General features: G+C 54.3%; 25 protein-coding genes and 2 pseudogenes. 15 read left to right on the plus strand and 12 right to left on the minus strand.

Annotated elements, in window-relative coordinates; genetic code table 11:
* Window positions 1–41 precede the first annotated feature (41 nt).
* The 6 genes from PGH32_RS07420 to PGH32_RS07445 all read right to left on the minus strand — a co-directional run bounded on the left by PGH32_RS07420 (window position 42) and on the right by PGH32_RS07445 (window position 5793).
* Window positions 42–686: an NrsF family protein gene (locus PGH32_RS07420; protein ID WP_337893647.1), complete on the minus strand. Its 645-nt coding sequence runs from the start codon at window positions 684–686 to the stop codon at window positions 42–44.
* Window positions 673–1230 (minus strand): sigma-70 family RNA polymerase sigma factor, encoded by a 558-nt coding sequence (locus tag PGH32_RS07425; protein WP_337893648.1) that lies wholly within the window; start codon window positions 1228–1230, stop codon window positions 673–675. The genes PGH32_RS07420 and PGH32_RS07425 overlap by 14 nt, the downstream gene beginning before the upstream one ends.
* A gap of 11 nt (window positions 1231–1241) precedes the next feature.
* Window positions 1242–2474, minus strand: coding sequence for a protein-disulfide reductase DsbD family protein (locus tag PGH32_RS07430; RefSeq protein ID WP_337893649.1), 1233 nt, complete (start codon window positions 2472–2474; stop codon window positions 1242–1244).
* Window positions 2475–2489: 15 nt separating this feature from the next.
* Window positions 2490–3059, minus strand: coding sequence for a peroxiredoxin (locus PGH32_RS07435; RefSeq protein ID WP_443112743.1), 570 nt, complete (start codon window positions 3057–3059; stop codon window positions 2490–2492).
* A gap of 94 nt (window positions 3060–3153) precedes the next feature.
* Window positions 3154–4506: a glycoside hydrolase family 10 protein gene (locus tag PGH32_RS07440; protein WP_337894276.1), complete on the minus strand. Its 1353-nt coding sequence runs from the start codon at window positions 4504–4506 to the stop codon at window positions 3154–3156.
* Between the two features lie 267 nt (window positions 4507–4773).
* On the minus strand, window positions 4774–5793 hold the full coding sequence (locus PGH32_RS07445; RefSeq protein WP_337893650.1) for an alpha/beta hydrolase: 1020 nt from the start codon (window positions 5791–5793) through the stop codon (window positions 4774–4776).
* Window positions 5794–5964: 171 nt separating this feature from the next.
* Between PGH32_RS07445 and PGH32_RS07450 the strand changes: the two genes are divergently transcribed.
* The 8 genes from PGH32_RS07450 (at window position 5965) to PGH32_RS07485 (ending at window position 14182) form a co-directional block, all read left to right on the plus strand.
* Window positions 5965–6387: a MarR family winged helix-turn-helix transcriptional regulator gene (locus PGH32_RS07450; RefSeq protein WP_337893651.1), complete on the plus strand. Its 423-nt coding sequence runs from the start codon at window positions 5965–5967 to the stop codon at window positions 6385–6387.
* A 404-nt stretch (window positions 6388–6791) separates the two neighbouring features.
* Window positions 6792–8228 carry an NAD(P)/FAD-dependent oxidoreductase gene (locus tag PGH32_RS07455; protein WP_337893652.1) on the plus strand — a complete coding sequence of 479 codons (1437 nt, stop codon included), beginning with the start codon at window positions 6792–6794 and terminating at the stop codon, window positions 8226–8228.
* 230 nt (window positions 8229–8458) lie between these two features.
* Window positions 8459–9418 carry a LysR family transcriptional regulator gene (locus PGH32_RS07460; RefSeq protein WP_337893653.1) on the plus strand — a complete coding sequence of 320 codons (960 nt, stop codon included), beginning with the start codon at window positions 8459–8461 and terminating at the stop codon, window positions 9416–9418.
* A 189-nt stretch (window positions 9419–9607) separates the two neighbouring features.
* The gene (locus tag PGH32_RS07465; protein ID WP_314420320.1) at window positions 9608–10882 is read left to right on the plus strand and encodes an amino acid permease; all 1275 of its coding nucleotides are present in this window, start codon (window positions 9608–9610) and stop codon (window positions 10880–10882) included.
* 41 nt (window positions 10883–10923) lie between these two features.
* Window positions 10924–12102 (plus strand): cystathionine beta-lyase, encoded by a 1179-nt coding sequence (metC, locus tag PGH32_RS07470; protein WP_337893654.1) that lies wholly within the window; start codon window positions 10924–10926, stop codon window positions 12100–12102.
* Window positions 12103–12280: 178 nt separating this feature from the next.
* Window positions 12281–12478: a hypothetical protein gene (locus PGH32_RS07475; protein WP_123330010.1), complete on the plus strand. Its 198-nt coding sequence runs from the start codon at window positions 12281–12283 to the stop codon at window positions 12476–12478.
* Window positions 12479–13246: a hypothetical protein gene (locus PGH32_RS07480; RefSeq protein WP_314420327.1), complete on the plus strand. Its 768-nt coding sequence runs from the start codon at window positions 12479–12481 to the stop codon at window positions 13244–13246. It begins immediately after the preceding gene.
* A gap of 186 nt (window positions 13247–13432) precedes the next feature.
* The gene (locus tag PGH32_RS07485; RefSeq protein ID WP_337893655.1) at window positions 13433–14182 is read left to right on the plus strand and encodes a YoaK family protein; all 750 of its coding nucleotides are present in this window, start codon (window positions 13433–13435) and stop codon (window positions 14180–14182) included.
* A gap of 1 nt (window position 14183) precedes the next feature.
* On the opposite strand, the gene PGH32_RS07490 is transcribed toward PGH32_RS07485, so the two are convergent.
* On the minus strand, window positions 14184–14792 hold the full coding sequence (locus PGH32_RS07490; protein ID WP_314420330.1) for a TetR/AcrR family transcriptional regulator: 609 nt from the start codon (window positions 14790–14792) through the stop codon (window positions 14184–14186).
* A 221-nt stretch (window positions 14793–15013) separates the two neighbouring features.
* Between PGH32_RS07490 and PGH32_RS07495 the strand changes: the two genes are divergently transcribed.
* Window positions 15014–16243, plus strand: coding sequence for an MFS transporter (locus PGH32_RS07495; RefSeq protein ID WP_337893656.1), 1230 nt, complete (start codon window positions 15014–15016; stop codon window positions 16241–16243).
* Window positions 16244–16297: 54 nt separating this feature from the next.
* Here PGH32_RS07495 and PGH32_RS07500 read toward each other — a convergent pair whose 3' ends face one another.
* Both PGH32_RS07500 and PGH32_RS07505 read right to left on the minus strand, forming a co-directional pair.
* Window positions 16298–17392, minus strand: coding sequence for a Fic family protein (locus tag PGH32_RS07500; RefSeq protein WP_314420334.1), 1095 nt, complete (start codon window positions 17390–17392; stop codon window positions 16298–16300).
* 181 nt (window positions 17393–17573) lie between these two features.
* On the minus strand, window positions 17574–18020 hold the full coding sequence (locus PGH32_RS07505) for a VOC family protein (RefSeq protein WP_314420336.1): 447 nt from the start codon (window positions 18018–18020) through the stop codon (window positions 17574–17576).
* Between the two features lie 386 nt (window positions 18021–18406).
* On the opposite strand from PGH32_RS07505, the pseudogene PGH32_RS07510 reads away from it, so the two are divergent.
* The 3 genes and pseudogenes from PGH32_RS07510 to PGH32_RS07520 all read left to right on the plus strand — a co-directional run.
* A pseudogene (locus PGH32_RS07510) lies at window positions 18407–19752 on the plus strand (ISNCY family transposase).
* A gap of 252 nt (window positions 19753–20004) precedes the next feature.
* Entirely contained in the window at window positions 20005–21111 is a 1107-nt protein-coding gene (locus tag PGH32_RS07515) for a TIR domain-containing protein (RefSeq protein ID WP_337893657.1), read from the plus strand.
* Window positions 21112–21310: 199 nt separating this feature from the next.
* Window positions 21311–21616 (plus strand): annotated as a pseudogene (locus PGH32_RS07520) (helix-turn-helix domain-containing protein); the annotation flags it as partial.
* 2 nt (window positions 21617–21618) lie between these two features.
* On the opposite strand, the gene PGH32_RS07525 reads toward PGH32_RS07520, so the two are convergent.
* Window positions 21619–21951: a hypothetical protein gene (locus PGH32_RS07525; protein ID WP_337893658.1), complete on the minus strand. Its 333-nt coding sequence runs from the start codon at window positions 21949–21951 to the stop codon at window positions 21619–21621.
* Between the two features lie 93 nt (window positions 21952–22044).
* Between PGH32_RS07525 and PGH32_RS07530 the strand changes: the two genes are divergently transcribed.
* Window positions 22045–22776, plus strand: a complete 732-nt coding sequence (locus PGH32_RS07530; RefSeq protein ID WP_337893659.1) for an alpha/beta fold hydrolase — start codon at window positions 22045–22047, stop codon at window positions 22774–22776.
* A gap of 14 nt (window positions 22777–22790) precedes the next feature.
* Here the strand turns inward: PGH32_RS07530 and PGH32_RS07535 are convergent, their stop codons facing one another.
* On the minus strand, window positions 22791–23726 hold the full coding sequence (locus PGH32_RS07535) for a LysR family transcriptional regulator (protein ID WP_337893660.1): 936 nt from the start codon (window positions 23724–23726) through the stop codon (window positions 22791–22793).
* Window positions 23727–23824: 98 nt separating this feature from the next.
* On the opposite strand from PGH32_RS07535, the gene PGH32_RS07540 reads away from it, so the two are divergent.
* Together PGH32_RS07540 and PGH32_RS07545 are read left to right on the plus strand one after the other, a co-directional pair.
* Window positions 23825–24259: a DMT family transporter gene (locus tag PGH32_RS07540; protein WP_314420343.1), complete on the plus strand. Its 435-nt coding sequence runs from the start codon at window positions 23825–23827 to the stop codon at window positions 24257–24259.
* A 9-nt stretch (window positions 24260–24268) separates the two neighbouring features.
* The gene (locus PGH32_RS07545; RefSeq protein WP_337894277.1) at window positions 24269–24730 is read left to right on the plus strand and encodes a DMT family transporter; all 462 of its coding nucleotides are present in this window, start codon (window positions 24269–24271) and stop codon (window positions 24728–24730) included.
* 74 nt (window positions 24731–24804) lie between these two features.
* Here the strand turns inward: PGH32_RS07545 and PGH32_RS07550 are convergent, their stop codons facing one another.
* Window positions 24805–25950, minus strand: a complete 1146-nt coding sequence (locus tag PGH32_RS07550; protein ID WP_337893661.1) for an MFS transporter — start codon at window positions 25948–25950, stop codon at window positions 24805–24807.
* Window positions 25951–25956 lie beyond the last annotated feature (6 nt).

Genomic DNA, 25956 nt, shown 5'->3' on the forward strand with positions numbered 1-25956 from the left:
CACACACAATAGAGCTTCTGCATTTCGCTGACAAGCGTCCGTTAGCGGTCCAGCGCCACCCAGCGTTTCCCGACCAGAATCGTCAGGGCCACAATCGCCAGCACCGCCGCCAGGTGCATCACAAAGTCCAGCACGTGAAGATGCACCGGATGGCAGAAAGCCAGCAGGCTGGCAGACAGGCTGGCAATCCCCACGCCCGCCATCGCCAGGCTGCGCACCGGGTGCAGCGAGCGGCTGCGGCGCAGGCTGGCAATCATCAGCAGCATCATCGGCGTACTGACCACCATCAGGAAGGTAAAGCAGCGCGCGCTGTCGTCATCATGCTGGGATAGATGCAGCGGCACGTCGTGGCCCTGCATGTTTATGACGCTCAGCCCGAACCACATCAGCGCGATGGGCAGCAGCGCTTTCCAGCTGACAGAACGACGCCCGGCAATGCTCAGGGTAAAGGCGCTGCGTATCGCCAGCGTGCCGAGTAAAAAGGCCAGCGCCACCTGAATAATCGCCAGCTTCGCGCCCGGCTGCGACCAGTCGGTCAGCCCGCGCGGCACGAGAAAGCTGGCGGCGACGGCGCAAGGCAGGGCCACGGCCAGCCAGGCCAGCACCCGCAGACCGGTGGGCCGGATGCGCCTGACGGGCGCGATTTCCCGTCCGAGTTTTTCAATTAAGGCATTATGATCGGTCATGACTGGCTCCAAAACGGCGCAGGTTTTTCAGCGCCCGGTGCAGCAGCGATTTCACTGCGGCCACCGTCAGATGGTGATGCGCGGCCGCTTCCGTCAGGCTCATTTCGCGCAGGTGGACGTGTTCAACAATTTCCCGCTGCCGGGTCGGCAGCTGATTCAGGTAACCTTCCAGCTCCTGCTGGCTTTCCGCACGCTGCGCGCCTGGCGCGGCGGCCACGTCGGGCAGTGTCTCTTCCGGCACTTCCCACTGCTGGTAGCGGCCGCGCCGCCGCAGCGCATCAATCGCGCGGGCGGAAACGATCGCCATCAGCCAGGGAAGAAAAGGGAAGGCGGGATCGTAGGTATGGCGCACCCGGTGCACCGTCAGCAGCACATCCTGCACCACATCCTCGGTCAGTGCGTGGTCAGCGATCCGTTTGCGCACCTGCGAGCGGATCACCGGCACCAGCGCCTTCAGCAATCGGGTATAGGCAGGGCGATCGCCTGCCTGTGCCTGTTCCATAAGCGCGGGCCAGCTTTCGCGCGCGCTGTCGTTCATTTCCATCTTCCGCCTTGTTACGCTTTTTTACCGGCTGCCTGGTTCAGTGCATTCACCACAATGCCCGGCGTCAGCACCTGCGGCAGCACTTTCGGCGGTCCCCCGTCGGCGGGATACACCACGTACAGCGGCAGGCCGCCCTGACCAAACTCGTTCAGTGCATCGTCCACGTCCGGGTTAAATTTGGTGGAATCCGCCACCATATACCGCGTGCCCGTTTTGGCCAGCGCGTCTTTCACCGCCTGGGTGGAGAGCGAGGTTTTTTCATTAACCTGACAGGTTATACACCAGGAGGCGGTAAAGTTCACAAAGATAGCTTTACCCTGTCCCCGCTCGGCGGCAACGGTCTGCGGCGTCCATTTTTCCTGTGTGACTTCCGCTGCGGCGGCTTCTCCGGGAAATGCCTCTCCCGGCTTAATCAGCCCCGGAAGCGGGGCCAGCACGGCCACGATCAGCACGGCGGTCACCGCATACATCAGCTTATGGCCTTTCCCCTGCAGGTGGCGATGCTGCGCCATACCGTACAGCCAGGCCGCAAAGCTCAGCACCACGGAGGCGGCCAGCAGCGTGGCCAGCGCGGCGCTACCGGCCTGCTGCGCCAGCACCCAGACCAGCCAGGCGTACGCACCGAACATCGGGAAGGCCAGGCCGCGTTTGAGAATATCCATCCATGCGCCGGGTTTGGGCAGCAGCCGGGCCAGCGCCGGGAACAGCGATATCAGGGTAAAGGGCGCGGCAAAGCCCAGCGCCAGCGCAAAGAAGATCGTCAGCGCTACCGCCGGTGGCTGCACCAGCGCATAGCCAATGGCACTGGCCATAAACGGCGCGGCACAGGGGGTGGCGACGATGATTGCCAGCGCGCCGGTCAGCGCGGAGCGAACAAAAGCGCCGCGCCCGACGTCAAGCGCCCCCACGCGCTGCGCCGACAGGCCAACTTCAAACACGCCCAGCAGATTCAGCGCCGCGGCAAGGATCACCAGCGACAGCAGGGCGATCACCAGCGGCGACTGCAGCTGGAATCCCCAGCCCACCGCCGCGCCGCCGGCGCGTGCCGCCAGCAGGATCCCCGCCAGCGCCATCATGGTCACCGTCACGCCCAGCAGAAAGCCCAGCCCCTCGCGGCGGGTGCCGGCGGAATTATCCGCATGGCGCAGCAGCCCGAACGCCTTAAGTGAGATCACCGGAAACACGCAGGGCATAAAGTTCAGAATAATGCCGCCAATAAAGGCGGCCAGCATGGCAGTTAACATCGCTGGCCTCGTTGCTTAGTGGGTACGTGGATGAGCCGCGTCGTACTGCTTCACGGCGGCCAGCGTTTTCTCGATATGGGTTTCCGGGTTTCTGTCAGTGTAGCTCAGCAGAATCTTACCATCCGGGGCGATCACGTAAGAGGTGCGGTCGGAGAGGGTTTTGCCTTTCATCTGCATCTGGGTCTGATATTCGCCCGCGACTTTTGCGCCCGGATCGGCGGCCACCGCAAACTTGTCACGACATTCCAGCTTGGAGAAATCGCTGACCTGCTCGGTGTTCCCGGCGGTCACGCCAATCACCGTTGCGCCCATTTTGGTGAAATCATCGGTCGCTTCGGCAAAGTCGTGGGCTTCGATGGTACAGCCCGCGCTGAAGGCGGCCGGGAAGAAGTACAGGACCACCGGGCCTTTTTGCAGCGCGTTTTGCAATGAGAAGGTAATCGGCTTGCCGGCCAGCGCGCCCTGCAGTTCGAAATCAGGCGCTTTCGCCCCGGCGGGCAGTGCGGCGCCGGCATTAAAGGCGAGGGCGGACAGGCCCAGCGCGGCGGAGAAGGTCAGTGTAGAGGCGATTTTTTTCAGTTTCATTATCTGCTCCTGCGAAGTAAGTGAGTGCCGTTTTGGTTGACTCCTTTATCAGTTCGCAGCAGCAGACAGAAAAGTAGCGGCGGGGAGAAAAAAATTATTCTCCCCAGCGTTTTCTCAGGTAATTGACCGCGTCCTGCGTCTGCGGCTGATTGAGGTAGTTCTCCCTGAAGAGGATGGTGCCACTGATTTGCGGCAGCGACTCATTCAGATCGAGCTGTTTCTTCAGCTCCGGCACGCCGCCGCCGATGGTCCAGTCCGGCTCGTTCTTCGACGGCTCGCCGACTTTATACAGCGCAATGCCGATATAGAGACGGGTTTTGGTCGGTTTCACCACCTCCGCCCACCATTTTGCCAGCACGTCATAGCGGGCGGCATCGCGGGCGAAAGGCCAGTAGATCTGCGGGGCAATGTAGTCCAGCAGTCCCTGCTGCACCCAGCGACGGGTATCCGCATAGGATTCATCATAGGCGGCCGCGCCGCGCGTGTCGGATCCCGCCGCATCGTGGGAGCGGTTGCGCCACACGCCGGCGGGACTGACGCCAAACTCCACATTCGGCTTAAGCTGTTTAATGGTGCGCGAAACCTGTTCAATCAGCAGCTGGGTATTGTGCCGCCGCCAGTCGGCTTTCGAGGCAAAGCCCTGGCCGTACTGCCTGAAGGTCTGACTGTCGTTCAGCGCCGAACCGGGCGACTCGGTATAGAAGTAATCATCAAACTGCACGCCGTCCACCGGATAGCGCGCCACCACCTCGGCCACGATGCTGGTGATCCAGTCGCGGGCGGCGGGAATGCCCGGGTCGAGAACATAACGGTCGCCCGAGGTGCGGATCCAGTCGCGGTGCAGCACAAAAACGCTGGCCGGGTTCTGCGACAGCGTGCGGTTCAGCTCCGCAACGGTGCCGGGTTTGGTGTTGACGGTGACGCGGTAGGGGTTAAACCAGGCGTGAACCCTGATGCCGCGCCGGTGGGCTTCATCGAGCATAAACTGCAGCGGATCGTAGCCCGGATCCCGGCCAATTTTGCCGGTCATCATATCCGACCACGGCAGGATTTTTGACGGCCAGAGCGCGGTTCCGTCGGGTTTTACCTGGAAGAACACCGCATTAATGCCGAGGCTTTTCAGCTTATCCAGCTTGTCGGTCAGCGCCTTTTTCTGCTGGCTGATGCGCTGGGCGTCGTTGCTGATATTCACCGACGAGATGGGCGGCCAGTCCAGGCGGGAAACGGTGGTTAACCACACCCCGCGCATCGGCTGCTGGCTTTGCGGCACGGTCGGCTGCGGCGGATGGGCCTCGGTCGGCAGCGGCGGATGGGCCTCGGTCGGCAGCGGCGTGACGAGGGAAACCGGCGGCTTTCCGGCGCAGCTGGCAAGGAGCAGCCCGGCCGCGATAAGCAGGCCTGACCGGCCTTTAGACCGAGGAGAGAGATGACGGAACCGGACGATGATCGACTTCCTTTTTCATATCAGCACAGTGGGAGGTATTGTCATATTATCTGCAACGTTGTCAATGTAGCATCTTACGCACGATTCAGCGCTTCGCTTCCGGCATAAATTTACACGCTAAATGCCCACGACGATAACGCGTAAAACCGGGGATTACAGGAAAGGTTAAGTGGGAGACAGCGGCGGGGATGTAAAACAGTATCGATCAGGGCAAGCTCAGTCATTATCGCCGTGATAAACAGACCAGAGCTGAACCTGCCCGGGATGACACTATTTCAGATGCTGTTGCAGTTCGGCAGCGGCCTGCGACAGAGCGGTTTTTACCGTAGGCTCTTCGCTTAACGGGTTCAGTAAGCCGTAGTCATGGATCATGCCATTGTAGCGGGTGACGGTCACCGGCACGCCTGCGGCATCCAGTTTACGACCAAAGGCCTCACCCTCGTCACGCAGCACGTCCAGCTCCGCCGTCTGGATCAGCGTTTGCGGGAAGCCTTTCAGCTGCTCCGTGCTGGCACGCAGCGGAGAAGCCAGGATATTATTACGATCCGCCGCGCTGGTGGTGTAGTTATCCCAGAACCACTTCATCATGTTGCGGGTCAGGAAGTGGCCGGTGGCGAACTGGTGATAGGACGCATCGTCGAAATTCGCATCGGTTACCGGCCACAGCATGACGTTATAGCGGATTTTTGGTGCGCCAAACTGTTTCGCCTGCAGGGCAACCGCCGCCACCATATTACCGCCCACGCTGTTACCGACCAGAGCCAGACGGCTGCCGTCGACGCCGATTTCGCTGCCGTGCTCGGCCACCCAGCGTGTCGCCTGATAGGCCTGGTTAATGGCTACCGGGAAGTGCGCCTCCGGGGAAGGGGTGTAATCCACATACACGGCCGCCGCGCCGGAATCGCGCACCAGATCGCGGATCAAACGTTCATGAGTAGGGTAATCGCCCAGCACCCAGCCACCGCCGTGGAAGAACATAAACACGGGGAGGGTACCCGTTGCATGTTCCGGCTTAACGATTTTCAGTCTGATGTTCTGACCGTTCACCTGGATGGTCTTATCCGTTACCTGTGCGGCGGGGAGTTTTGCCCCCTGCTGGGCGCCGATCAGCACCTGGCGGGCTTCCTGCGGGGTCATCTGTTCCATCGGTTTACCTTTGCCCGAATTCAGTACGTCCAGAAAGGCTTTCACGCCAGCGGTGGGAGCGGGCGCATTCAGCGGCTGAGTGGTCGCTGCGGAAGCGGCTGAGGCAAAGACGGCGGATGTTAATAAAATCGATGCAATTTTCATGGGTGTAACCCTCTGTATTTTGTCGAATAAGCTTAGTTTTGGTTTATCCCGATAAGTGATGTCTGACTTCCTGCTCACTTACCTTGTGCGAATAATACTTGCACGCAAGATACTTATGGTCAAACTTTATTTATAATAAAATTCTGACATCTCGTTCAGCTGGTGGTAAAAATGAAAGAAAACAGCATATTAGATGGGCAACTTTGTTTCTCACTCTATTCAGTCACTAACGCACTGATCCGTCAGTACCGCCCGCTACTGAAAGAGTTCGACCTGACCTATCCGCAGTTTGTCGTGCTGCTGGCGCTCTATGACCAGGATGATATTCCGCTGCGTGAACTGAGCGAAAAAACGCTGTTCGACTCGGGGACGTTAACGCCGCTGGTGCAGAAGCTGGAAGCGAAGGGGTTTCTTAACCGGGTATCGATTGCCGAAGACGAACGGGTGAAAAAGGTGATCCTGACGCCGAAGGCGAGGGAGCTTCAGGACAAAATCGTCGCTATCCCCAAGCAGATGCGCTGCTTTATGCGCATGGACGATGAAGAGCTGGAAATGCTGCGAACCTTCTCGAAAAAGCTGCTGCAAGACCTCTGACAGAAGCGATCTGCGCCGTATTCCTGAGAACGCAGATCGCTTCTTTTCACCCCTTCCGCTCTGTTCTTCTGACCTCTGCTTCTCCGCTTCGGCAACGAGATTCAACGTATTATTTCTGACTGATAACCAGCGCACCGACCGCTTTTAATACCCCGTTTTATTCGGGCTGTGCTGCCCATTTCATCCCCGACTTTCGCATCCATAACGTCGTCCTGCTTTCGCGCTAAGCCCCTGATCTTAGTGTTACAACTCTGTTTAAAATGTCATAGCCGGTTGACAGAGTATTTACAAATGTAAATAATAAAAATACTTGGTGTATACATGTAATACACATAACAAATGCATGAAGCCTCGCTCTCGGGTTCTTCAGGGCATATCTGTTCTCATCACGGAGTTAATTCTTAATGGGTATTTCACGAAGAAAATTGCTGGTTGGTACCGGAATTGGGGCGGGTATCGTTGCCGCGGGAGGGGGAGCTTCCCTGCTGACCGACAATTTACCTGCCGCACCGGATTCGCTGCTGAAAATTGATGCGCTGCCTTCAGACGACCCGACGCCGGGCTGGTTCCACACCAGCCGTAAACGTCAGCCGCAGCCTGCGCTGGTGGGCGATGCGAAGGCACCGTGGGTGGTGATTGGCGCCGGCTTTACCGGCCTGGCCGCCGCACGCCAGCTGGCGCTGAACTTCCCGGATGACCAGATTATTCTTGTTGAAGCACAGCAGGTCGGCTTCGGGACTTCCGGCCGTAATGCCGGATTCCTGATCGACGTGCCGCACGATATCAGCGCGCCGGACTATATCGGCGATAAGAAAATTGCCCGTAATATCCTTAACCTGAACCAGACCGGCCAGCGGATCCTGAAAGAGCAGGTGGAAGAGCACAACATCGTTGATGCGCAGATGCGCCACTCAGGTAAATATCAGGCCGCGGTGGAAGAAAGCGGTATCGCGGTGCTGGAAGCCTATCGCGGCGGCCTGGAGTCGCTGGGACAGCCTTGCAAGATTATCGAAGGTAAGGATCTGCCTGACCATCTCGGCACCAAATTCTACCGTAAGGCGCTGTACACCCCGGGCACCATCCTGGTTCAGCCATCCGGGCTGGTGAAAGGCCTGGCGGACAGCCTGCCGGCCAACGTCACGCTGTATGAAGACACGCCGATCACCGCCATTGAATACGAGCCGGAAATCGTGCTGCATCACGCTACCGGTCGTATCTTTGCCGACAAGCTGATCCTCGCCAACAACGCCTTTGGTACGCACTTTGGCTTTGGCGAACGCACCATTTTCCCTATCTTCACCTATGGCAGCCTGACCCGTCCGCTGACCAAAGCGGAGCAGGACAGCATTGGCGGTCAGGAGTTCTGGGGCGTGATCCCGGCCGACCCGTTCGGTACCACTTCGCGCCGTACCCACGATAACCGTATTCTGATCCGTAACAGCTTCAGCTTTAACTCGGACGGACGCTATAAGCCGGGTTACACCCAGAAGTATCGTGAAACCCACCGCCAGTCGTTTGAGCGCCGTTTCCCGACGCTGCAGGACGTGAATTTCGAACACACGTGGGGCGGCGGCCTGGGGATGACCCGTAACGGTTCAAGCCTGTTCGGTGAGCTGAGAAAGAACGTCTACGGCTCGCTGGGCTGTAACGGTCTGGGTACCGTGCGCGGCACCGCGATGGGCACCATGCTGGCCGACTGGCTGGCGGGCAAAAGCAACGACACCATTAAATTCCTGCTGTCGTTGCCAAAACCAGAGTGGAACCCGCCGGAACCGCTGCTGACCATGGGCGTTAACTTCACCCTGCGTAAAGGGATGCACGACGCGGGGCAGGAAGCCTAAGTCAGCCCCCCGGCACGTTATTGATGGCCGTATTCGTTAAGCGGATACGGCCATTTTTTCATCCGTTATAAAATGCATGATCTGCATTGCATGTTGAAAACAAGACACTGCATAAAAGGTGTGAGTTAGATTAGACTCGATTTTTAATATCTGATTATATTGAAAAAAGAGAGAACGATGCACATCAGGGACAAACGCATTTCGCATTTATCAACGCCTGACGGTGATAAATGAACATTCCAAACCTTTCCGGTTATCTGAATCAGTTTCAGATATTTATCAAAATCGCCGAAACGGGCAACCTTTCCCGCGCCGCCCGGGCGCTGGGGTTAACGCCTTCGGCCGTCAGTAAAAGCCTGTCGCAGCTTGAAAGCATCACCGGCCATCTGTTAATCAACCGTGAGAGCCGCCCCTTCCAGCTGACCCTCGATGGGCGCCGCATTCTGCAGCTGGCGCAGCGGGTTATTGCCGATATTGAAAGTATTGCTGACGGCAGCCGCTTACCGGGCATGCAGGGCGAAACGCTGCGCATCAGCTGTTCGCTGGCCTTTGGCTGTACGCATATTCCCAGGCTGTCGGGGGATTTTCAGGCGCTGTATCCGGGCGTCAGTATCGACGTTATGCTGGACGATCGCTTTATCAACCTTGAACGCGAGGATATCGACGTGGCGTTCAGGATTACCTCCGAGGCGGTGACGCAGAACGATGATGCGGAGCCGCTGATGGATATCCGCTGGTTCTACTGCGCTTCCCCCGACTATTTACGCCGCCATCCGCCGATTACCGTTCCTGCCGATTTACGCTTTCACCACTGTCTGGTGTATCCGCAGATGACGCACGAGGGTAAATGGATGTTTCGTCAGCATGCGAAGAGTGAAACGGTGGCGGTGACCCCGCATCTTTCCTGTAATTCGAGCCTGTTGCTTTTGCAGAGGGCGCTGCTGCATGGTGGAGTGGCCTGCCTGCCGGACTATCTGGCGAGTCATTACATTAACGGCGGCAAACTCGTCCGGGTACTGTCTGAGTACGATCCCGGGGTGACTCACCAGCTGCAGGCGAGGATCCGTCATTCGGCCAAAGAGAACAAAACGCTGCGCCTTTTTCTGGCCTTTATTCAGAACCGGCTGACGAAAAACTGTGACCAGACAATCACTCCCCGCGACACCAACTGTGAACCGTATTCACAGTAGACGGGCATAAAGCCGCGCATATCACAAATCATCATGGCCGTGAAAAACACTTCATGGCAAACGATCGCCGTTCACGGAATATAAGCCTGCGGAATGAAGGGGTAAAAACTTCTGACGCGAGTTCTATTTCACTGCGGTTTTCTGTGTTGCAGATAATTCGCAGGCATGTCTCTTGAACCGAGGTTTAAAATGACGATAAATAGTGAAGAGGCGGTAAATAATTTTAAGATCCCATTCACCCGTTACGATCTGGGCTGGGTGGTGTTATGTATTGGCATGGCGATTGGTGCAGGGATTATTTATATGCCCATTCAGGCCGGTGTGAAGGGGATTTGGGTCTTCGTTTTTGCCATTATACTGAGCTATCCGGCGATTTACTGGCTGCAGGATCTGTATCTGAAAACGCTCACGCAGACCAAATCCTGCGACAGCTACGCCGAGATTATTACCCAGTACCTGGGGAAAAACTGGGGAGGCCTGCTGGGCATTACCTATTTTCTGATGCTGCTGATGGGCATTCTCAATTACTCGATGAGCCTGGTCAACGACAGCGCCACGTATTTGCACAGCTACCGGCTTACCGAAACGTTCCTTTCAAAGACCAGCTGGTATCCGTTAATCCTGCTGGCGATTATCGTCGCGATTGCCAATCAGGGGGAAAGGCTGCTGTTTCGTATCTCCGGGCCGATGATTCTGTTCAAGCTGGGGGTGATTGTATTCCTGGGTCTGGTCATGATGCCTTACTGGAGCCTGAGCAACATTTCGGCGTTCCCACCGCTGCTGACATTTTTACGCGATGTCCTGCTGACGCTGCCGTTTACGCTGTTTTCCATCCTGTTTGTGCAGATCCTCAATCCGATGAATATCGCTTTTCGCAAGGTAGAACGCGACCCGCTGGTGGCCTCATATCGGGCGGTCAGGGCAACGCGCATTGCCTATATCGTGCTGGCGGTCAGCGTGCTGTTCTTCGCGTTCTCCTTTAGTTTTGCCATTACCAAAGAGGAAGCGATTTCGGCTTTAGATCAGAATATCTCCGCGCTGGCGCTGGCTTCACAAATTATGCCGGGCGATCTGGTTAATATTCTGTCGGTAACGCTGAATATTTTTGCCATCCTGACCGCATTCTTCAGTATTTATCTGGGGTTTAAAGAGGCCGTTGTCGGCCTGGCGGTAAATCTGATTTCGCGGATTGCCGGCGCGGATAAGGTTAACCGGGCGAAATTATCCTTCACCGTTGCGATCGGCATTGTCATTTTCCTCTGGGTTTGGGTCAGCTTTGATTTTTCCGTCATGCTGCTGATGCAAATTTCCGGTCCGATATTCGGGCTGGTGGCCTGTTTAATTCCCTTTTATCTGGTGGCGAAGGTTCCCGCGCTGGAAAACCTTCGGGCTAAACGGAATTACTATATTGCCTTCTATGGCATCCTCCTGTGCATATCGCCTTTTTTAAAATTCGTCGAATAATTCGCGGGCAGAGGCTGGTGGTACACTGAATGGACGTAACTATGAAAGACATGAAATCCGAAAAATTAACCTTAGCAACCCGACTGACCCAGCTCGGCAGAAACACGCAGGATCAGCGGGGCTTCGTCAACTGCCCGGTCTACCGTGGCTCTACCGTGGTGTTTAACAGCGTGGAAGATCTTGAACACAGCCGGGCAGAGTTCGCCTACGGCACGCTGGGCACGCCAACGATTAAAAATCTGGAGGAGGCCTGGACCGAGCTGGCGGGTGCAGCGGGGACGGTGATGTCACCCTCCGGTCTGGGAGCCGTGGCGCTGGCGCTGATGACTACGCTGAAGGCGGGCGATCATCTGCTGATGCCGGATACGGTTTACCGACCCACGCGCAACTTTTGCGATCTGACGTTGAAAAAATTCGGCGTGGCGACAGAGTATTACGATCCGCTGATCGGTGAGGGCATCGTTAACCTCCTGCGCGCGGAAACTACCACGCTGTTTCTTGAATCACCGGGGTCACAAACCTTCGAGATTCAGGACGTGCCGCTGATGACCCGCATCGCCCGCGAGCGCGGAATTAAAACGATTATCGACAATACCTGGGCCACGCCGGTGTTCTTCCAGGCTCACCGCCACGGCTGCGATCTTTCGGTGGAGGCGGGGACCAAGTACCTGAGCGGCCACTCCGATTTGCTGATGGGGATGGTGAGCGCCAATGCCGAAACCTGGCCCGATCTGCGGGCTACCTATGACAGCATGGCGATGTTACCCGGCGCGGAAGACTGTTTCCTTGCGCTGCGCGGGCTGAGAACGCTGCATATCCGCCTGAAGGAAGCGGAAACGCGTGCGCTGAACATTGCCTCCTGGCTGGCGGAGCAGCCAGAGGTGAAGACCATCTTACATCCCGCCTTCGAGAGCTGCCCCGGGCACCACCTGTGGAAGCGCGACTTTAGCGGCTCAACGGGTCTTTTCTCGATTGTCCTCGACCCGGCGTTCGATAAACCCGCGGTCACCCGACTGCTTGACGGTCTTGAACTGTTCGGTATGGGCTACTCATGGGGCGGATTTGAAAGTCTGATCATCCCGTTCAACTGCCGGGAGTATCGCACCGTCACGCAGTGGAAGGAGCAGGGTGCCACGCTGCGCCTGCAGATTGGCCTGGAGGATCCGCAGGACCTGATGGCGGATTTACGTGCGGGCCTCGACCGCCTTCATGCGAAGTGATGGCGTTTCAGAAGGTGATTAATGCGGTAGATTAACGTTTACCTCCCGGTCCTGAATGACCGCAATCAGGACCGGGAACCTGAGATAAATCTTTAAACAGGTGACAGGCCCGGTGATATCCGTCATCAAGTGCCATACTGTTCTATTCAGTTTTGTCACAAGGATTTGTCCTCTTAATATGAAAAACTTATTTTCCTCACTGTTTGCCAGCCCCGAATCGCTGCTTCAGGTGATGAGCCGCCAGGATATTATGGAATCTATTCAGGAGGGCGATCGCATCATCGTTGATGAAGACGGCAATGTCTCCGTTAATCCAACCAGCCCGGAAGTGCAGGAGAGTTTCTTTCAGCACGTCCACACGTTAAAGGATGTCTGAATGGGTACCGCGATTTTTATGGTGCTGATGGTTTGTGGATACTGGTATACCAGCCGTGACCTCTCTACGCGGATTAAAATTAAACGCTCATTCGGCTGGGACGTATACTTCCTTGTGGCGCTGTACGGCTGCATCTTTGTATTACAGGGCGTACTGGCAACCGCGATTATCTGGTCAGGATTACTGCTTATTTCCACGGTAAATAATCTGCTAAATCCCGCACCCGGCGCGCATCTCAGCCTTCACAGTGAGTTTATGACCTGGAGCTTCCTTGGCATCCAGGCCCCCGTGGTGATCATGCTGGGGCTGGCGATTATCTTTTGCCTTTATCGCTCAAACTGGGCGGGCAGCGCCAGGCTGAATGCCGGTAGCAGGAAGGATCTCTATCAGCGGCTATCACGCTCTAACGGCCTCGAACAGCTGCTTTTTCAATGTATGGAAGAGGGCGAGCTGGCCTGGGTGACGCTCAAGTCTCGCCGGATCTACATCGGGATGATCCATGCGGCCACCTTTGAAAACGAAGGGACGGCCAATATTGTCCTGATCCCGATGCTGAGCGGCTATCGCGATTCGAGAACCTTAAAGCTGGCGATCGAGCATAATTACAGCCACTGGTATGAACAGCATGGGATTAATTTCACCTCGCAGCCGAAAAACGTACTGTCATTCCGCAAGGTTATCCTGGTTTCGCAGATTGAAAGTTTGTCGCTGTTTGACCCCGCACTCGCTAATGCGCTGGCGCCAGAAAGCGGTATTGAAAAGGAGTAATATCCGTCCAGGCAGGCTTATTTGCTGACAGTAATTTAACTAACTTTTTGTTAATTTTCATTGCCCTCGCCAGGCATAGGAATTATCTATTTGTGCCGGCTGGCACCGCATTCATGCCCTATACTCAGCGTTCAAGAGGGTATGCTGTATGCCCTGAATGAAGCAACACCTGTGGAGACGTTAACGATGTTGCAGATGCTGATAAAACGTAAGAAGGGCCGAACGCACAATGAAGACCGTAATTTAGCCTTATTATTAGCGACCACTGCCGGAATTCTCAACGCGATGGCGCTGGGCGCTTTTGGTATATTTCCCTCCCATATGTCTGGAAATACCTCGCAGATTTCTTCTGAAGTCTCTAATTCTGATTTAGGTGATTTATCGTTTCTTGCCGCAATTATTATCGCCTTCGTTGTTGGGTCAATGGCCTCGCGGATGCTGGTAATTAGCGGCATCCGAAATAATATCCGAACGATATTCAGCATTATTCTGCTGCTGGAGGGGATCGCTCTGGCAATGATGTCGCTGTTTGAAAAGTTCTACTACTCCCACGCTAACAACCGTGAAGTGATTGTGTTTCTCGGCTTTCTGATGGGGCTGCATAACTCAACCTCCACGCAGCTCTCGAACGGGCGGGTGCGGTCTACCCATATTACCGGCACGCTGACCGATGCCGGTATCGCGCTGGGGTCGCTGCTGTGCGTCAGCCTGCGCAGGGATCCGTCACGCGACCTCCGGGGGCACAGCAGCCAGCTTTTTACTCATCTGGTAACCATTGTATCTTTCCTGGGCGGCGGCATCTGTGGCCTGCTGTTGTTCCAGCTTTTTGGCTTTAATTCCATGATTGCGATAGGTATTTTCCTGACCCTGGTCGCGGTTCTGTCAATTTCCGCAACGGTTTATCAGGTCAGACGACGTGCGCTGAGTACGTGTTAATTCACGCAGAGGCGTCCCATTGCCGCATTATCAGAGTAATCGCGCTATTGAGCCGATCGAGACTGACGCCATCGCGCACCTGGATCGACACACCAAACAGGAAGGTGGAGAAAAGCGTGGTGAGGGCGCTGATATCCACCTCCTTCTTCAGCTCGCCGCTGGCAGCGGCGCGTTCGAGTACCGACCGGATACCTTCGCAGGTACGCTGACGCGAGCGGGCCAGCGGCTCGGTAACGTCGGCGTGCCCGGCGGAAGTGGCGCTCATGGTGCCCAATGCCACCATACATCCCGGTGGATGCCCGGGGTCACACTGCATTTTTGCTGAGGCTCTCATTGTGGTTTCAAGCGCTTCACGCGGGGGCAGGCTGGCATCCCACAGAAATTCGGTTACCTGTCCGTGGGTGGCGAGATACCTCTGCACGCATTCGCGAAACAGCGCCTCTTTTGACCCAAACGCTGCATAGAAGCTGGGCGCGGAGATGCCGCTGTTAATCGCGGCCTTGAGCTGGGCGAGGGATGTCGACTCGTAACCATGCTGCCAGAATAAGTGCATGGCATCATCAATCGCTTTATCCCTGTCAAACGTTCTTGGTCGTCCCATCGTGGCCATTTCTTCCTCCGTTACCCGCGTGTGCGCATTACTATACTAAACGATACATATCTCGTTGACAAAAAAATTGCCACCCACTAATGTACCGATCGATACTTAAATAGGATGACCTGAGAGTTATCAATAATCAATCAGCTATCGGACGGTTAATTTGAGTGGCTGAGGGATGACTCATCGCCAAATATATACCGATCGATACATATGCTAAATGAGAAGGACATATGGAGAAAGAACTCGCTTTAACTTGTTCCACTGAAAAAGCCGCTTCACGATCGCAAACTGAAGCGCAGGCACTGCCGGTTTCCGCGCTGCTGGCGCTGGCGATGACCGGGTTTATCTGCATCATCACGGAGACCCTGCCTGCGGGATTACTGCCGCAGATGGCGGCAGGGCTGAACATTTCAAACTCACTGGCTGGGCAAACCGTAACGGCCTACGCTCTGGGATCGCTGCTGGCCGCCATTCCGCTGACCATTGCCACCCAGAGCTGGCGCCGCAGGAATGTGCTTTTGCTGGCGATCGCGGGATTTTTTATTTTCAACAGCATTACCGCATGGTCTTCACACTACTGGCTGACCCTGGCTGCGCGGTTCTTTGCGGGCATGGCAGCCGGGCTGTCGTGGAGCCTGCTTGCCGGTTACGCCCGGCGGATGGTGGCCGTTCATCAGCAGGGGAAAGCGATGGCCATCGCGATGGTCGGGACCCCGATAGCCTTATCCGTGGGGTTACCGCTGGGTACCTGGCTTGGCGGCATAACCGGCTGGCGCAGCATTTTTTTCGCCATCTCCGCACTGACCCTTTTACTGGCAGTCTGGGTGGTGGCCAGAGTGCCTGACTATCCGGGGCAGTCGCGCCATGAGCGGATGCCGCTGCGTCAGGTGTTAACTACGAAGGGAGTGCGGCCGGTGCTTGCCGTAGTCATTGTCTGGATGCTGGCGCATAACATTCTTTATACCTATATCGCACCGTTCCTCGCATCCGCAGGGCTGGCGTCCTCCGTAGATAGTGTGCTGCTGATTTTCGGGCTGTCGGCGCTGCTCTCCATCGCCGTCACCGGTAAGTTAGTGGATCGGCATCTGCGCCGCAGCGTACTGGTGAGCCTGGCGGCCTTCGCGTTCGTTTCGCTGATGCTGATGGTTTTTTCTCAGCATCCCGTAGCAATCTACCCTGGCGTGGCGGTCTGGGGATTAAGCTTTGGCGGCGCGGCCACGCTGCTGCAGACCGCGCTGGCGGATACGGCGGGCGAGGGTGCGGACATTGCGCTGTCGATGAACGTGGTGGCATGGAATGGTGCGATTGCGGCGGCGGGTATTACCGGGGGGATCCTGCTGGATAACTGGGGGGCACCGGCGCTGCCGCCGGCACTGATTCTGCTGCTGGCCGGCGCATTTATTATTACCTGCCGGTCACGACAGCATGGATTCCGGCCAGGCGCGCGAACAGGGCACTAATTTCACGCGCGGGCCGCTCATCTCACGCAGCTGAATAAATCACGGCGCAAATCTTCAAAGCCGGCTCAAGCCGTAACGAGTACTGCGGCCCCCGCCGGGGCTGGCTATCAGGTATCCGAGTTCAACCAGCTGCGCCAGATGGCGCGTGGCGGTGGCACGACTGACTTTTGCCACCGCCTTGTACTGGCTGTTGTTAATGCCGTCACTAAAGTCGCCGTCCAGCAGGCGGTTCAGCACCTTTATCTGCTCAGGCCCAATCTGCGCGGCGTTAAAACGCTGCCAGTAGCGGGTTTTAAACACCGTTTGATCGATAACCGCCAGCGTTTCTTCGATCGATGCTCTGAGCATATCGATAAACCAGCTCAGCCAGACGGTGATATCCAGATCGCCGCGTTGGGTATTTTCCAGCACCTGATAGTAGTCCTGCCGATGAATGTTAATCGTGCGGGACATCGCGTAGAGCCTGACCGTGTGGCTTTCCGCCTGCGCCAGCGCCAGGTCCATAATCAGGCGACCGATCCTGCCGTTACCGTCCTCAAAAGGATGGAGCGTTAAAAACCTCAGATGGGCAATCCCGGCGCGCAGCAGCGGATCCAGCCCCGGATCATCGCGGCTGGCGTTAAACCACTGTAAAAACGCATCGACGTCGTCGGCAATGGCGGCACCGTCCGGCCCTTCGAAATGAACGACCGGTTTTTCAAGGCGGCCCGAAACGACCTGCACCGGACCGCTGCGCAGCTGGCCGCCGACGATCGGATACAGCAGCCCGGAGCCGGCGGGAAAGAGCAGGGCGTGCCAGTGCAGCAAACGCGCCAGGGTCAGCGGCTGGTCGAGGTTTTCAATGGCGTCCAGCGCGGATGCCACCAGGCCTTCGGTTTTTTTATCCACCGCATAGGTCATGCCGTCCTCGATGCCGAGGTGATGCGCCAGCGAGGAACGCACCGAATGAGCGTTAACGCGTTCCCCCTCAATATCACTGGAGTAGAGAATGTTGGCCAACACGTTATCCAGCGTGCTGTTTGCTTCATCCAGCAACAGGCTGCTTCCGTAGAGTTTCCCCTGCAAAAAACGCGTGGCGCGCAGCAGCGGTTCGATCCGCTGACGGTCCCAGCTGAACGCCGGCCAGTTTTCCTGCTGCCAAATCCACATGATGCGGCTCCTGAGCTGAATAGAAGCCTTATTCTACTCATGTAGTGAGTCAAATGTCATGGATATTTGCATCACGGAGGAGATGTATATGAAATGATGTCGCTACGCGAATTGTTCCTGGTTATCCCACACGAAAAACTTCAGAATTCGCGTAGCATTGCCCGGAGACCGGGCAATTTATTTACAATTTCTGAGCGATATCCCAGATAAAGCCAAACGGGTCTTTCACGCGGGCTTTTAAATCACCCCAGAACATTTCGGCGGGTTCAGTCAGAATAGTCGCACCAGCTTCAACCATCTCATTTACCAAACTGACCGCATCATCAACGTACAGATAAAATATGAAGGGGACCGGCGCTCCTGAAGTCACTGGACTGCTCAGATCAGAATCCCATCCTTCTTTGTTTAGGGTAAAGTTGGTGCCACGATAGCGGATACGTGCAAACAAAATATCCCCGCCATCTCCCTCAAGTTCCGCAATCGCCACCATCTTCATTGCCCCGGTATAAAAATTGACGGCAGCTTTTACATCAGGGACATTGAGTGCAGTTGTCAACCATGTCAGTCCCATACCTTCCCAGGGATGAGTGCGATCTTCTACGTTATTGAACCAGTCCAGCTTACTCATTTCAATTTTCTCCTGAAAACAGCCAATTTATGTATAAAGGGCGGATGTTCACTTACGGTACATAATTATACATTTGCAGTGCAAATGCACTGTATGAAATCACAGTAAAAGCACGCAATGCACAATGTCAGTCTGGATACTTTGGTTCAGGGATAGGAACGAACTCCTGAAGAGGAGAATTTGGCAAGAGTAGGCCATCATATGAGGGTAGAGGGATGAGTTGGGTGCCGCTTGTGATAGTTAATTTAACATAATATACATTATGCGTACCAAGTGTGTTAGCGCAATTTAGTAATGTCACTTTTTAACCATTTAGAAATGTCCCTTTTTGGCATAAAGGCTCTGAGCTTTATGGCTGCTACAGGGACTGAAAAATGTTGGTGACTATGTCTGAAAAAGAGTTAGTTCGCGCCCAGATTATCCAGGCTGTTTGTGAAAAACGGTTACGTCGGCGTGATGCTGCAAGTCAGCTGGATCTTAGCGAGCGCCAGATTCAACGTCTGATGGATAAGTTCCGCTTGTCTGGCACTTCAGGTCTAGCCAGCTTAAAGCGTGGCAAACCGGGAAACAATAATCTTCCTGAACAACTTAGAATGAAGGTTCTGACGCTGCTACGTGAAAAATACAGCGATTTCGGCCCTACATTAGCCGCCGAGAAACTTCTCCAACGCCATAATCTCAAAGTTTCCGTTGAAACGCTGCGTCACTGGATGATTGCCGCCGGCCTCTGGGTTCCTCATACCCGACGCAAGCCTCAGGTCTACCAACCACGCTATCGCCGCGACTGTCTTGGAGAACTTATTCAAATCGACGGCTCTCACCACGACTGGTTTGAAGGTCGTGCATCAAAATGCTGTCTTTTGGTTTACATGGACGACGCCACTGGCCGACTGATGCACCTGCGCTTTTGTGAAACTGAGTCTGCCTTTGATTACATGCTGGCCACACGTGAATATCTTGATAAACATGGAAAACCTGTTGCGTTCTACAGTGACAAACATGCTGTTTTTCGTGTCAGCCAGGCAGAAACTCGCCGCACTGGCACCACCCAGTTTGGCCGGGTCCTTCATGACCTCAACATTGACCTCATATGCGCCAATAGCTCCCAGGCTAAAGGCCGCGTTGAGCGCGCTAACCAGACACTTCAGGACCGGCTAATAAAGGAAATGCGGCTCGAGAACATTACTGGAATTGAAGAAGCAAATGCCTGGCTGGAAGCCTTTATTCAGGACTTTAACCGACGCTTTGCTAAAGCCCCTCAATACCCGAAAAATCTCCACAGACCAGTCAGTGAATCACAATCTGAGCTGGATGATATCTTTGCCTGGCAGGAACTCCGCACGCTCTCTAAATCACTGACATTTCAGTACGATAAGATGCTCTATCTGGTTGACCCTACTGAAGAAAATACACGTATTGCCGGTGAGAAAATCATGGTTCTCGACTATCCAGACGGCACGCTGGCATTCAAATACGGCCACAGGACGTTGTCGTATCAGGTCTATGACAAGCTGAGCTGTGTTGACCAGGGTGCCATCGTGGACAACAAGCGGCTGGGCGCAGTATTGAAACTCGCGCAGATTCAGCAGGATGAACGGAACGGGACGGTAAAAGAGAACGCAGTAAGAAGATGCCCAAACGACGCGCTCAGGCAAGGATCCAGGAGCAGCTGAAAGCCATCAATCTGGTACTTGCCAACCCTGAAGAATTCAGAGCCAGCCTCAAACGATAACCACCTGCCCACCCTGCTCTTCCAGACTGAATCACAGTAAAGGTGACATTTTAACTTTGGAGCTGAGGGTGACATTTCAACTTCGGGTAGACAAATGGTAAGGATGGCAGAATATGACGGGAATCGTTGACACTGGACTTCAACTGGCTAATATCGACAGTGATTCAAAATCCTGCGTTTCTCCAAACGAATCAGAATCAAGGCACAGAAGAAATTCATATTATTGATCATTCCCTATAAAAGAGCCGAAATATGTCAATTTCATTCGAATTACAAAAAATAGCAGAAAAATTATCGCCCTTCGAAGATGAAGAAAATGAAGGGCTTGATGAATTAACAGGTGTTATTGAAGATGTATCGAAATCATTTTCTGGTTCATGGCTTGGGTACCATTCCTGTGTATATTACAAAGGATTCAATCGCCCTCCTGCCGGTGCTATTTTCAGTCCTGAATGGGGTTTGATGGATGTAATGAGCATGGGGAGTATTGGTGATTGGGTCACATACCAATATGATTATGTCATTGATTATATTTACAAAGAAGCTAACAGCATTGATTTGGATGATTATAGTATATCGTCCCAAAAAGCAGAGTCTGCATTTGAAACCTGCAAAAGTGATGCGCTATCACTTATATACTCCAATAAAGAAAAAATAAAAGAAGATAAGTTTTTCACTGACCTGATTGAAAAAATAGAAAAAACCGTAGTAATTCAAGAGGGCCAATTTTTAAGTTTATGTAGACCTCATGGAAAATTAATAAGTAGAGACATGAATGCTGTTACAAATGGAATAAAAACACCTCCGCACATTGCTATTCTATGTGATGTTATGGCAATAAAATCACCTTACACATCATGTAAAGAGCTAAAAGGTGACTTAGTGAAACTTTCCAACCACCTAAAAAACAAGGAAAAAATAGTGGCAATTGCAGAGCGAAGAGGAGTTAATGTCTTTATTGGCCATGGTCGCTCTCATATGTGGCGAGAGTTAAAAGACTTTGTCCAAGATAAACTTAGATTACCATATGATGAATTCAATAGAGTTCCAGTGGCAGGTGTGACTAATATAACAAGGCTTGCACAAATGTTAGATCAAGCCTGTATTGCATTCTTGGTGATGACTGCTGAAGATGAAATGATGGACGGAAATAAACAAGCCAGGATGAATGTTATTCATGAGGTTGGTTTATTTCAAGGGCGTTTAGGTTTTGAAAGAGCGATAGTGTTATTAGAAGAAGGTTGTGAGGAATTCACTAATATAAATGGACTTGGACAAATAAGGTTCCCTAAAGGAAATATTTCTGCTGTTTTCCAAGACATTAGAGAAGTGCTGGAAAGAGAAAACATTATTCAATAATAAGTCTTGGCTCGCACAATGACGTTATGCTAAAGAGGCCGCTGCGGGAGTAGATTTTCGCAGCGGCCTTTTCAACATAGCGAGTCGTACATTATGCGCACTTTGATTATAGTGGCTAAATTCAGATGTCCGCCTCTGGCTATATTGAGATGTCCACTTTATCGTCCTTTTCATGAGTTCAAGGCTGAGGACGCAACTGGTGACGGCTTACGGTTCGGAGTGCTTTACGATGAATGAAGTTAGCCGCCTCAAGATCCTGCAGGATGTGATTGATGGCAGGCTCACCACTTCGCTGGCATTACAGCGACTTGGTCTTACGGATCGCCACTGCCGGCGATTGCTTGCACGTTATCGCGAGTCCGGGCCGCTGGCTCTGGCGAACCGCCGCCGGGAATTGCGTGGTAATCGCCAGCTTCTGCCGGGCCTTGCTGAACTTGCTCTGGGCATCATCCGCGATAACTATGCCGACTTTGGTCCCACGTTCGCCTGCGAGAAGCTGGCCGAGCATCAATGCTGTTTCTCACCCATGATTTCTCGGCATCGCTGCTGGTCTTCGATGATAGCTGATTGCTCCCGGGTACTAAGCTTCCGCCAGGTGCTGAGCATCTTTTCACCCAGTGCGGGGATATAGTGATTTTTACGCAACGCGTAATCAGAGTTTCCACCTTCGACAAGGTTTTCCATATCACGCAAAAAAAACTGCGGGTCACTGTGATCAATCGAGCAGAATACCGCGCGGTAATAGCTTTCATCTTCATCGGAGTAGTGCGGTGTAAGCCAATAAGCGATAGCGCCGCTCAGAGCAAGCGCAGGGAGAATGAAACGTATTTTTTTTATCATTAGTGCATTTAGCTGAGAGAATTAAGCGCGCAGTGTACCTTATCAGACACCGCGGACTACGTTTTTTTCTGGTACCCACCTATGGAGCTATTTATGACGGTAAATGAAGACCACACTCTCTTGCACTACGGTATTACTGGCGACGGCCCCCTGGTTATCTTGCTGCATGGCCTGTTAATGGATGGCAACAGCTGGGTGTCAAATGGACTGGTCGATGCCTTACGTAATGATTTTACGGTTGTTTATCCTGATTTATTAGCGCATGGAAAAAGCGCAAATTTCATCAACGCCGCATACGATCGGCAGAGTCAGGCAGACGGCATCTGGAAGCTGATTGACGGTCTGGGCGTTAAAAAAGCCCATGTTGTTGGCTATTCTTCTGGTGCATGGCTGGCAATTAGCCTGGCCAAATATCATCCCGAGTGCTTGTCTTCATTAGTTATCGGCGGATGGGATGTGCAGAATGGCCTGCCCAAAGTACCGGATGGTCGCCTTGATTTCGATACGTTTTTCGCCTTCGCGGAGGAAACGGCCCCCGCATTAGCAGCATGGGTTTCCGCTGAAAATAAACCGCCGCTGCGCGCATCCTTTGAGGCTTTAGCTGGGTACGAGGGCTTAGAAGATGCCCCGCTAATCGGTAATATCGACATTCCTAAACTGTTTTGGGCAGGTGCGGAGGATATCTATTATCAGCCGTTGAAGGACTGGTCGGAAAACAATCACCAGGTATTTTTAACCACACAGGGTGACCATGTCAGTGCGATAGAAGAACTTACGCCGGAGACGATTGCGCGAATTCATCACTTCCTGAAAGAAGCGCTATAACGTCCCTGCCCCATCTATCCCCGCTGCCAGTAAGGCGGCGATGCGTAAACCTCAACAAAGTGGTCAATCACCGCCCGCACATTGAGCGGTGGATGGCGGGCGTTGGGATAAATGGCGGCGATATGCTGCGGCTCGGTGTGAATGGCCGCCTCGAAATCCGGCATGATACGCACCAGCCCGCCTTTAATCAGGCTGTCATTGATCAACCAGTCGGGAAACAGCACCAGCCCCATCCCGCCCAGCGCGCTGGTCAGCAACGTTTCTGCATTATTGGAAGTCAGTAATCCCGCCACCGGGTAATGTATCCAGTTCCCGCCTGGCTCGCGAAACAGCCAGCGATTCGGGCCTGAAGAACCGCGATAAACCAGACAATTATGCTGACTGAAATCGGCAGGCGTTACCGGCTGGCCGTATTGTTTTAAATACCCGGGCGAAGCCGCCAGATAATAACGCTGAGTGGCAAGTATACGCGCATGGAAAGAGGAATCGGTCAGCGTGCCGATCCTGAACAGCACGTCGGTGGCATCCCGGTGCGGATCGATAAAATCATCCGTCAGCATCAGCTCCATCTGCAAGCGGGGATATCGCTGGGAAAGTGCCGGCAGCCAGGGCGCTATATGACGCTGGCCGAAGAAAACCGGCGCGTTAATGCGTATCAACCCAGCAGGTTCAAGGGAGCGATCCTGCATCTCCTTACGGGCTTTGTTCAGCTGTTCGGTCATGCTGCGGGCATAGTCAATAAACAGTCGGCCGGCTTCGGTTGGGATAACGGCGCGCGTATTGCGGTAGAACAGCTGCTGGCCGAGCGTATCCTCCAACTGAATGATCACGCGGGATACCATTGATGCCGACACGCCTTCCCGCCTGGCGACGGCGGAAAAATTCTGCTCGTCATACACGCCGATAAAAAAGACCAGCGTGCGGAAATTAATGCTGCCAGCATCAAACATTATCTCGATTCCTGCAAAGGTGTTTCATGAATTATACCGTTTTTCATGATTCAACGCTGCTATACCATCCGTTCCCTTCATTCTCGGGGATTATTTGTATGCAGCTTATTTTTATTTTGCTCGTCGTTGCTGGCGGGATGGGGTTGTCGGTTGAGGCGGGATTGCTGGGGCCGTTAGGAAATGAGGTCGGCGGTTTATGGGCAACGTTCAGCGTTTTCGGGGTGGGTGCCGCGCTGACCTTTCTGCTGATGCTGTTCTTTAGCCCGCGTAACAGCCCTTCCTTCTTCACTCAGCCATCATGGACGCTACTGGGCGGGATTCTTGGCCCGGTATACGTGGTGATCCTGACCGTGGCCGTGCCGGTGATTGGTATTGCGATGACGATGATCGGCATTCTTGCCGGGCAGGTTTTCAAAAGCGTGGTGATTGACCACTACGGCCTTCTTGGTACGGCGCACCGCAAGATTGACCGTAAGCGCTTTATTGCGCTGATCTTTATTATTGCCGCACTGATTCTTGTGGCAAAAGGCTGAGGTGAAATGATGAACGTAGTAATGATTATCCTGGCCGTGATCGGCGGTGCCGTACTGAGCATTCAGGCCGCAATCAACGGCAAACTTGGCAGCCAAGTTGGCGTGTTTCGCAGCGCATTTCTGACCTTCTCGCTCGGCGCGCTGGTCAGTGCCCTGCTCATTTTCTTCTTCGAACCTGCCCATGACTTAACCCTGCTGGGCGCACTGTGTGGCGTGCCTTACATCGTTATTATGGTGCTGGCCGTTCAGCGAATTGGTGCGGCAGTGGCGACGGTGGCGGTCATTTTCGGCCAGCTGGCAATGAGCATGCTGATTGATAACTTTGGCTGGCTGGGGAATGAAGCGATTCACTTTTCCGCAACGCGGCTGGGGGCAGTCGTCTGCCTGGGGATTGCGCTGTACTTCATTTATTCCAGTAATAAAACCGATTCCGTTAAGGAAACCGTCAGCCAGGCTTCACCTGACGCCTGACGCCTGACGCCTGACGCCTGACAATATCCGCCTCCACGTGCCCTGCGGTGACAACGATTTCGTTGCCGCCGGGCTTAATCTTCACGTATTCCACGCCGCAGTATCCACAGCATGACCATTATCGCGATGCCAATCAGAGCGGCTCCCGCAAAAATCACCGATGCATTGCCCGGGATAAACTCCATAAAAGAGGACAAAAACTGCCCGGAAAATATCGCCATCGACAGCCAGGCCAGATTTCGCCCGCGAACGCGGGCATCGCTCTGCTCAACGGTCATATGGTTAACCAGCGGCACCGACAGGCCAAAGCCGGCCCCCATCAGGATCCCCCCGGCAACAAACCACGCCACTCCGGCGGCGGCAGAAAATATCAGGTGCGCGGCGGCATAGCAGGCGAAAGCAACGTACAACGTGCCGAACTCGCCAACGCGGCTTACCATTTTGGGCATGGCTGCGGCGGCAAATACGGCCACCAGAGAAACAAATGACAGGAAGTAGCCCGTTTCCGCCGCGCCGATATGCAGCTGATGAAACTGCTGCGGGATCACGATCACCCCGGTAAAAAAACACAGCATGGACGATATCGCAGCAAAATAAACCGTTTTTAGCTTACCGTTAACGGTCGCAGGCTCCCGAGCCTCTTCCCCGGTATTTTTACTCTCAGGCTGGGCGGGAGGCCTGGGCACAAATAAGATCTGCATCGCCAGCAGCAGCCAGGCGACAAGATACAGCAGGAACGGCCAGCGCCAGCCCAGGCTGGCCAACAGTCCGCCGATAAACAGAAAAATCACACCACCCAACTCGATAGACATCCCCTGAGAGGCGATCATCTTCATTCGCGCCTGCCCGCTGTAGAACAGGGAGATCAGAACGGTACCGGCGGCCATCACCACCGCCGTTGCCCCGCCAAGCAGCAGTCTGTCGATCATCACCGGGATCGTGCCGTGAAGAAGCACGCCGCCGCTTCCCAACAGGCCATAGCCAAACAATCCCCATTTCAGTGCCAGGTAAGCCCCTACCCGATCGATTAAACGGCCAGCCAGCGGGCCAAACACCACCACGCCTAACGACGGAACCGTTACCAGCCAGCTGGCCGCGGAAGGCGTACCCAGATTTTCAGCGACCGCCGTTAATCCGGGTACGATTACGCAGCCCACCATGATGGTCAGGCAGGCCACCGCCAGTAGCGTGAACGCGCCCGCTGTTTTTATTTGATGCATCTTTGC

The organism is Erwinia sp. SLM-02 (genome assembly GCF_037450285.1).
Classification (GTDB): Bacteria; Pseudomonadota; Gammaproteobacteria; order Enterobacterales; family Enterobacteriaceae; genus Erwinia.

Coding starts and splice junctions, on each gene's coding strand:
- PGH32_RS07450 (WP_337893651.1), top strand. CDS start 5,965: ATGAAAGAAAACAGCATATTAGATGGGCAACTTTGTTTCTCACTCTAT.
- PGH32_RS07420 (WP_337893647.1), bottom strand. CDS start 686: ATGACCGATCATAATGCCTTAATTGAAAAACTCGGACGGGAAATCGCG.
- PGH32_RS07515 (WP_337893657.1), top strand. CDS start 20,005: ATGTCAATTTCATTCGAATTACAAAAAATAGCAGAAAAATTATCGCCC.
- PGH32_RS07435 (WP_443112743.1), bottom strand. CDS start 3,059: ATGAAACTGAAAAAAATCGCCTCTACACTGACCTTCTCCGCCGCGCTG.
- PGH32_RS07460 (WP_337893653.1), top strand. CDS start 8,459: ATGAACATTCCAAACCTTTCCGGTTATCTGAATCAGTTTCAGATATTT.
- PGH32_RS07530 (WP_337893659.1), top strand. CDS start 22,045: ATGACGGTAAATGAAGACCACACTCTCTTGCACTACGGTATTACTGGC.
- PGH32_RS07535 (WP_337893660.1), bottom strand. CDS start 23,726: ATGTTTGATGCTGGCAGCATTAATTTCCGCACGCTGGTCTTTTTTATC.
- PGH32_RS07445 (WP_337893650.1), bottom strand. CDS start 5,793: ATGAAAATTGCATCGATTTTATTAACATCCGCCGTCTTTGCCTCAGCC.
- PGH32_RS07495 (WP_337893656.1), top strand. CDS start 15,014: ATGGAGAAAGAACTCGCTTTAACTTGTTCCACTGAAAAAGCCGCTTCA.
- PGH32_RS07505 (WP_314420336.1), bottom strand. CDS start 18,020: ATGAGTAAGCTGGACTGGTTCAATAACGTAGAAGATCGCACTCATCCC.
- PGH32_RS07480 (WP_314420327.1), top strand. CDS start 12,479: ATGGGTACCGCGATTTTTATGGTGCTGATGGTTTGTGGATACTGGTAT.
- PGH32_RS07545 (WP_337894277.1), top strand. CDS start 24,269: ATGAACGTAGTAATGATTATCCTGGCCGTGATCGGCGGTGCCGTACTG.
- PGH32_RS07430 (WP_337893649.1), bottom strand. CDS start 2,474: ATGTTAACTGCCATGCTGGCCGCCTTTATTGGCGGCATTATTCTGAAC.
- PGH32_RS07525 (WP_337893658.1), bottom strand. CDS start 21,951: ATGATAAAAAAAATACGTTTCATTCTCCCTGCGCTTGCTCTGAGCGGC.
- PGH32_RS07475 (WP_123330010.1), top strand. CDS start 12,281: ATGAAAAACTTATTTTCCTCACTGTTTGCCAGCCCCGAATCGCTGCTT.
- PGH32_RS07490 (WP_314420330.1), bottom strand. CDS start 14,792: ATGGCCACGATGGGACGACCAAGAACGTTTGACAGGGATAAAGCGATT.
- PGH32_RS07500 (WP_314420334.1), bottom strand. CDS start 17,392: ATGTGGATTTGGCAGCAGGAAAACTGGCCGGCGTTCAGCTGGGACCGT.
- PGH32_RS07550 (WP_337893661.1), bottom strand. CDS start 25,950: ATGCATCAAATAAAAACAGCGGGCGCGTTCACGCTACTGGCGGTGGCC.
- PGH32_RS07465 (WP_314420320.1), top strand. CDS start 9,608: ATGACGATAAATAGTGAAGAGGCGGTAAATAATTTTAAGATCCCATTC.
- PGH32_RS07455 (WP_337893652.1), top strand. CDS start 6,792: ATGGGTATTTCACGAAGAAAATTGCTGGTTGGTACCGGAATTGGGGCG.
- metC (WP_337893654.1), top strand. CDS start 10,924: ATGAAAGACATGAAATCCGAAAAATTAACCTTAGCAACCCGACTGACC.
- PGH32_RS07485 (WP_337893655.1), top strand. CDS start 13,433: ATGTTGCAGATGCTGATAAAACGTAAGAAGGGCCGAACGCACAATGAA.
- PGH32_RS07425 (WP_337893648.1), bottom strand. CDS start 1,230: ATGGAAATGAACGACAGCGCGCGCGAAAGCTGGCCCGCGCTTATGGAA.
- PGH32_RS07540 (WP_314420343.1), top strand. CDS start 23,825: ATGCAGCTTATTTTTATTTTGCTCGTCGTTGCTGGCGGGATGGGGTTG.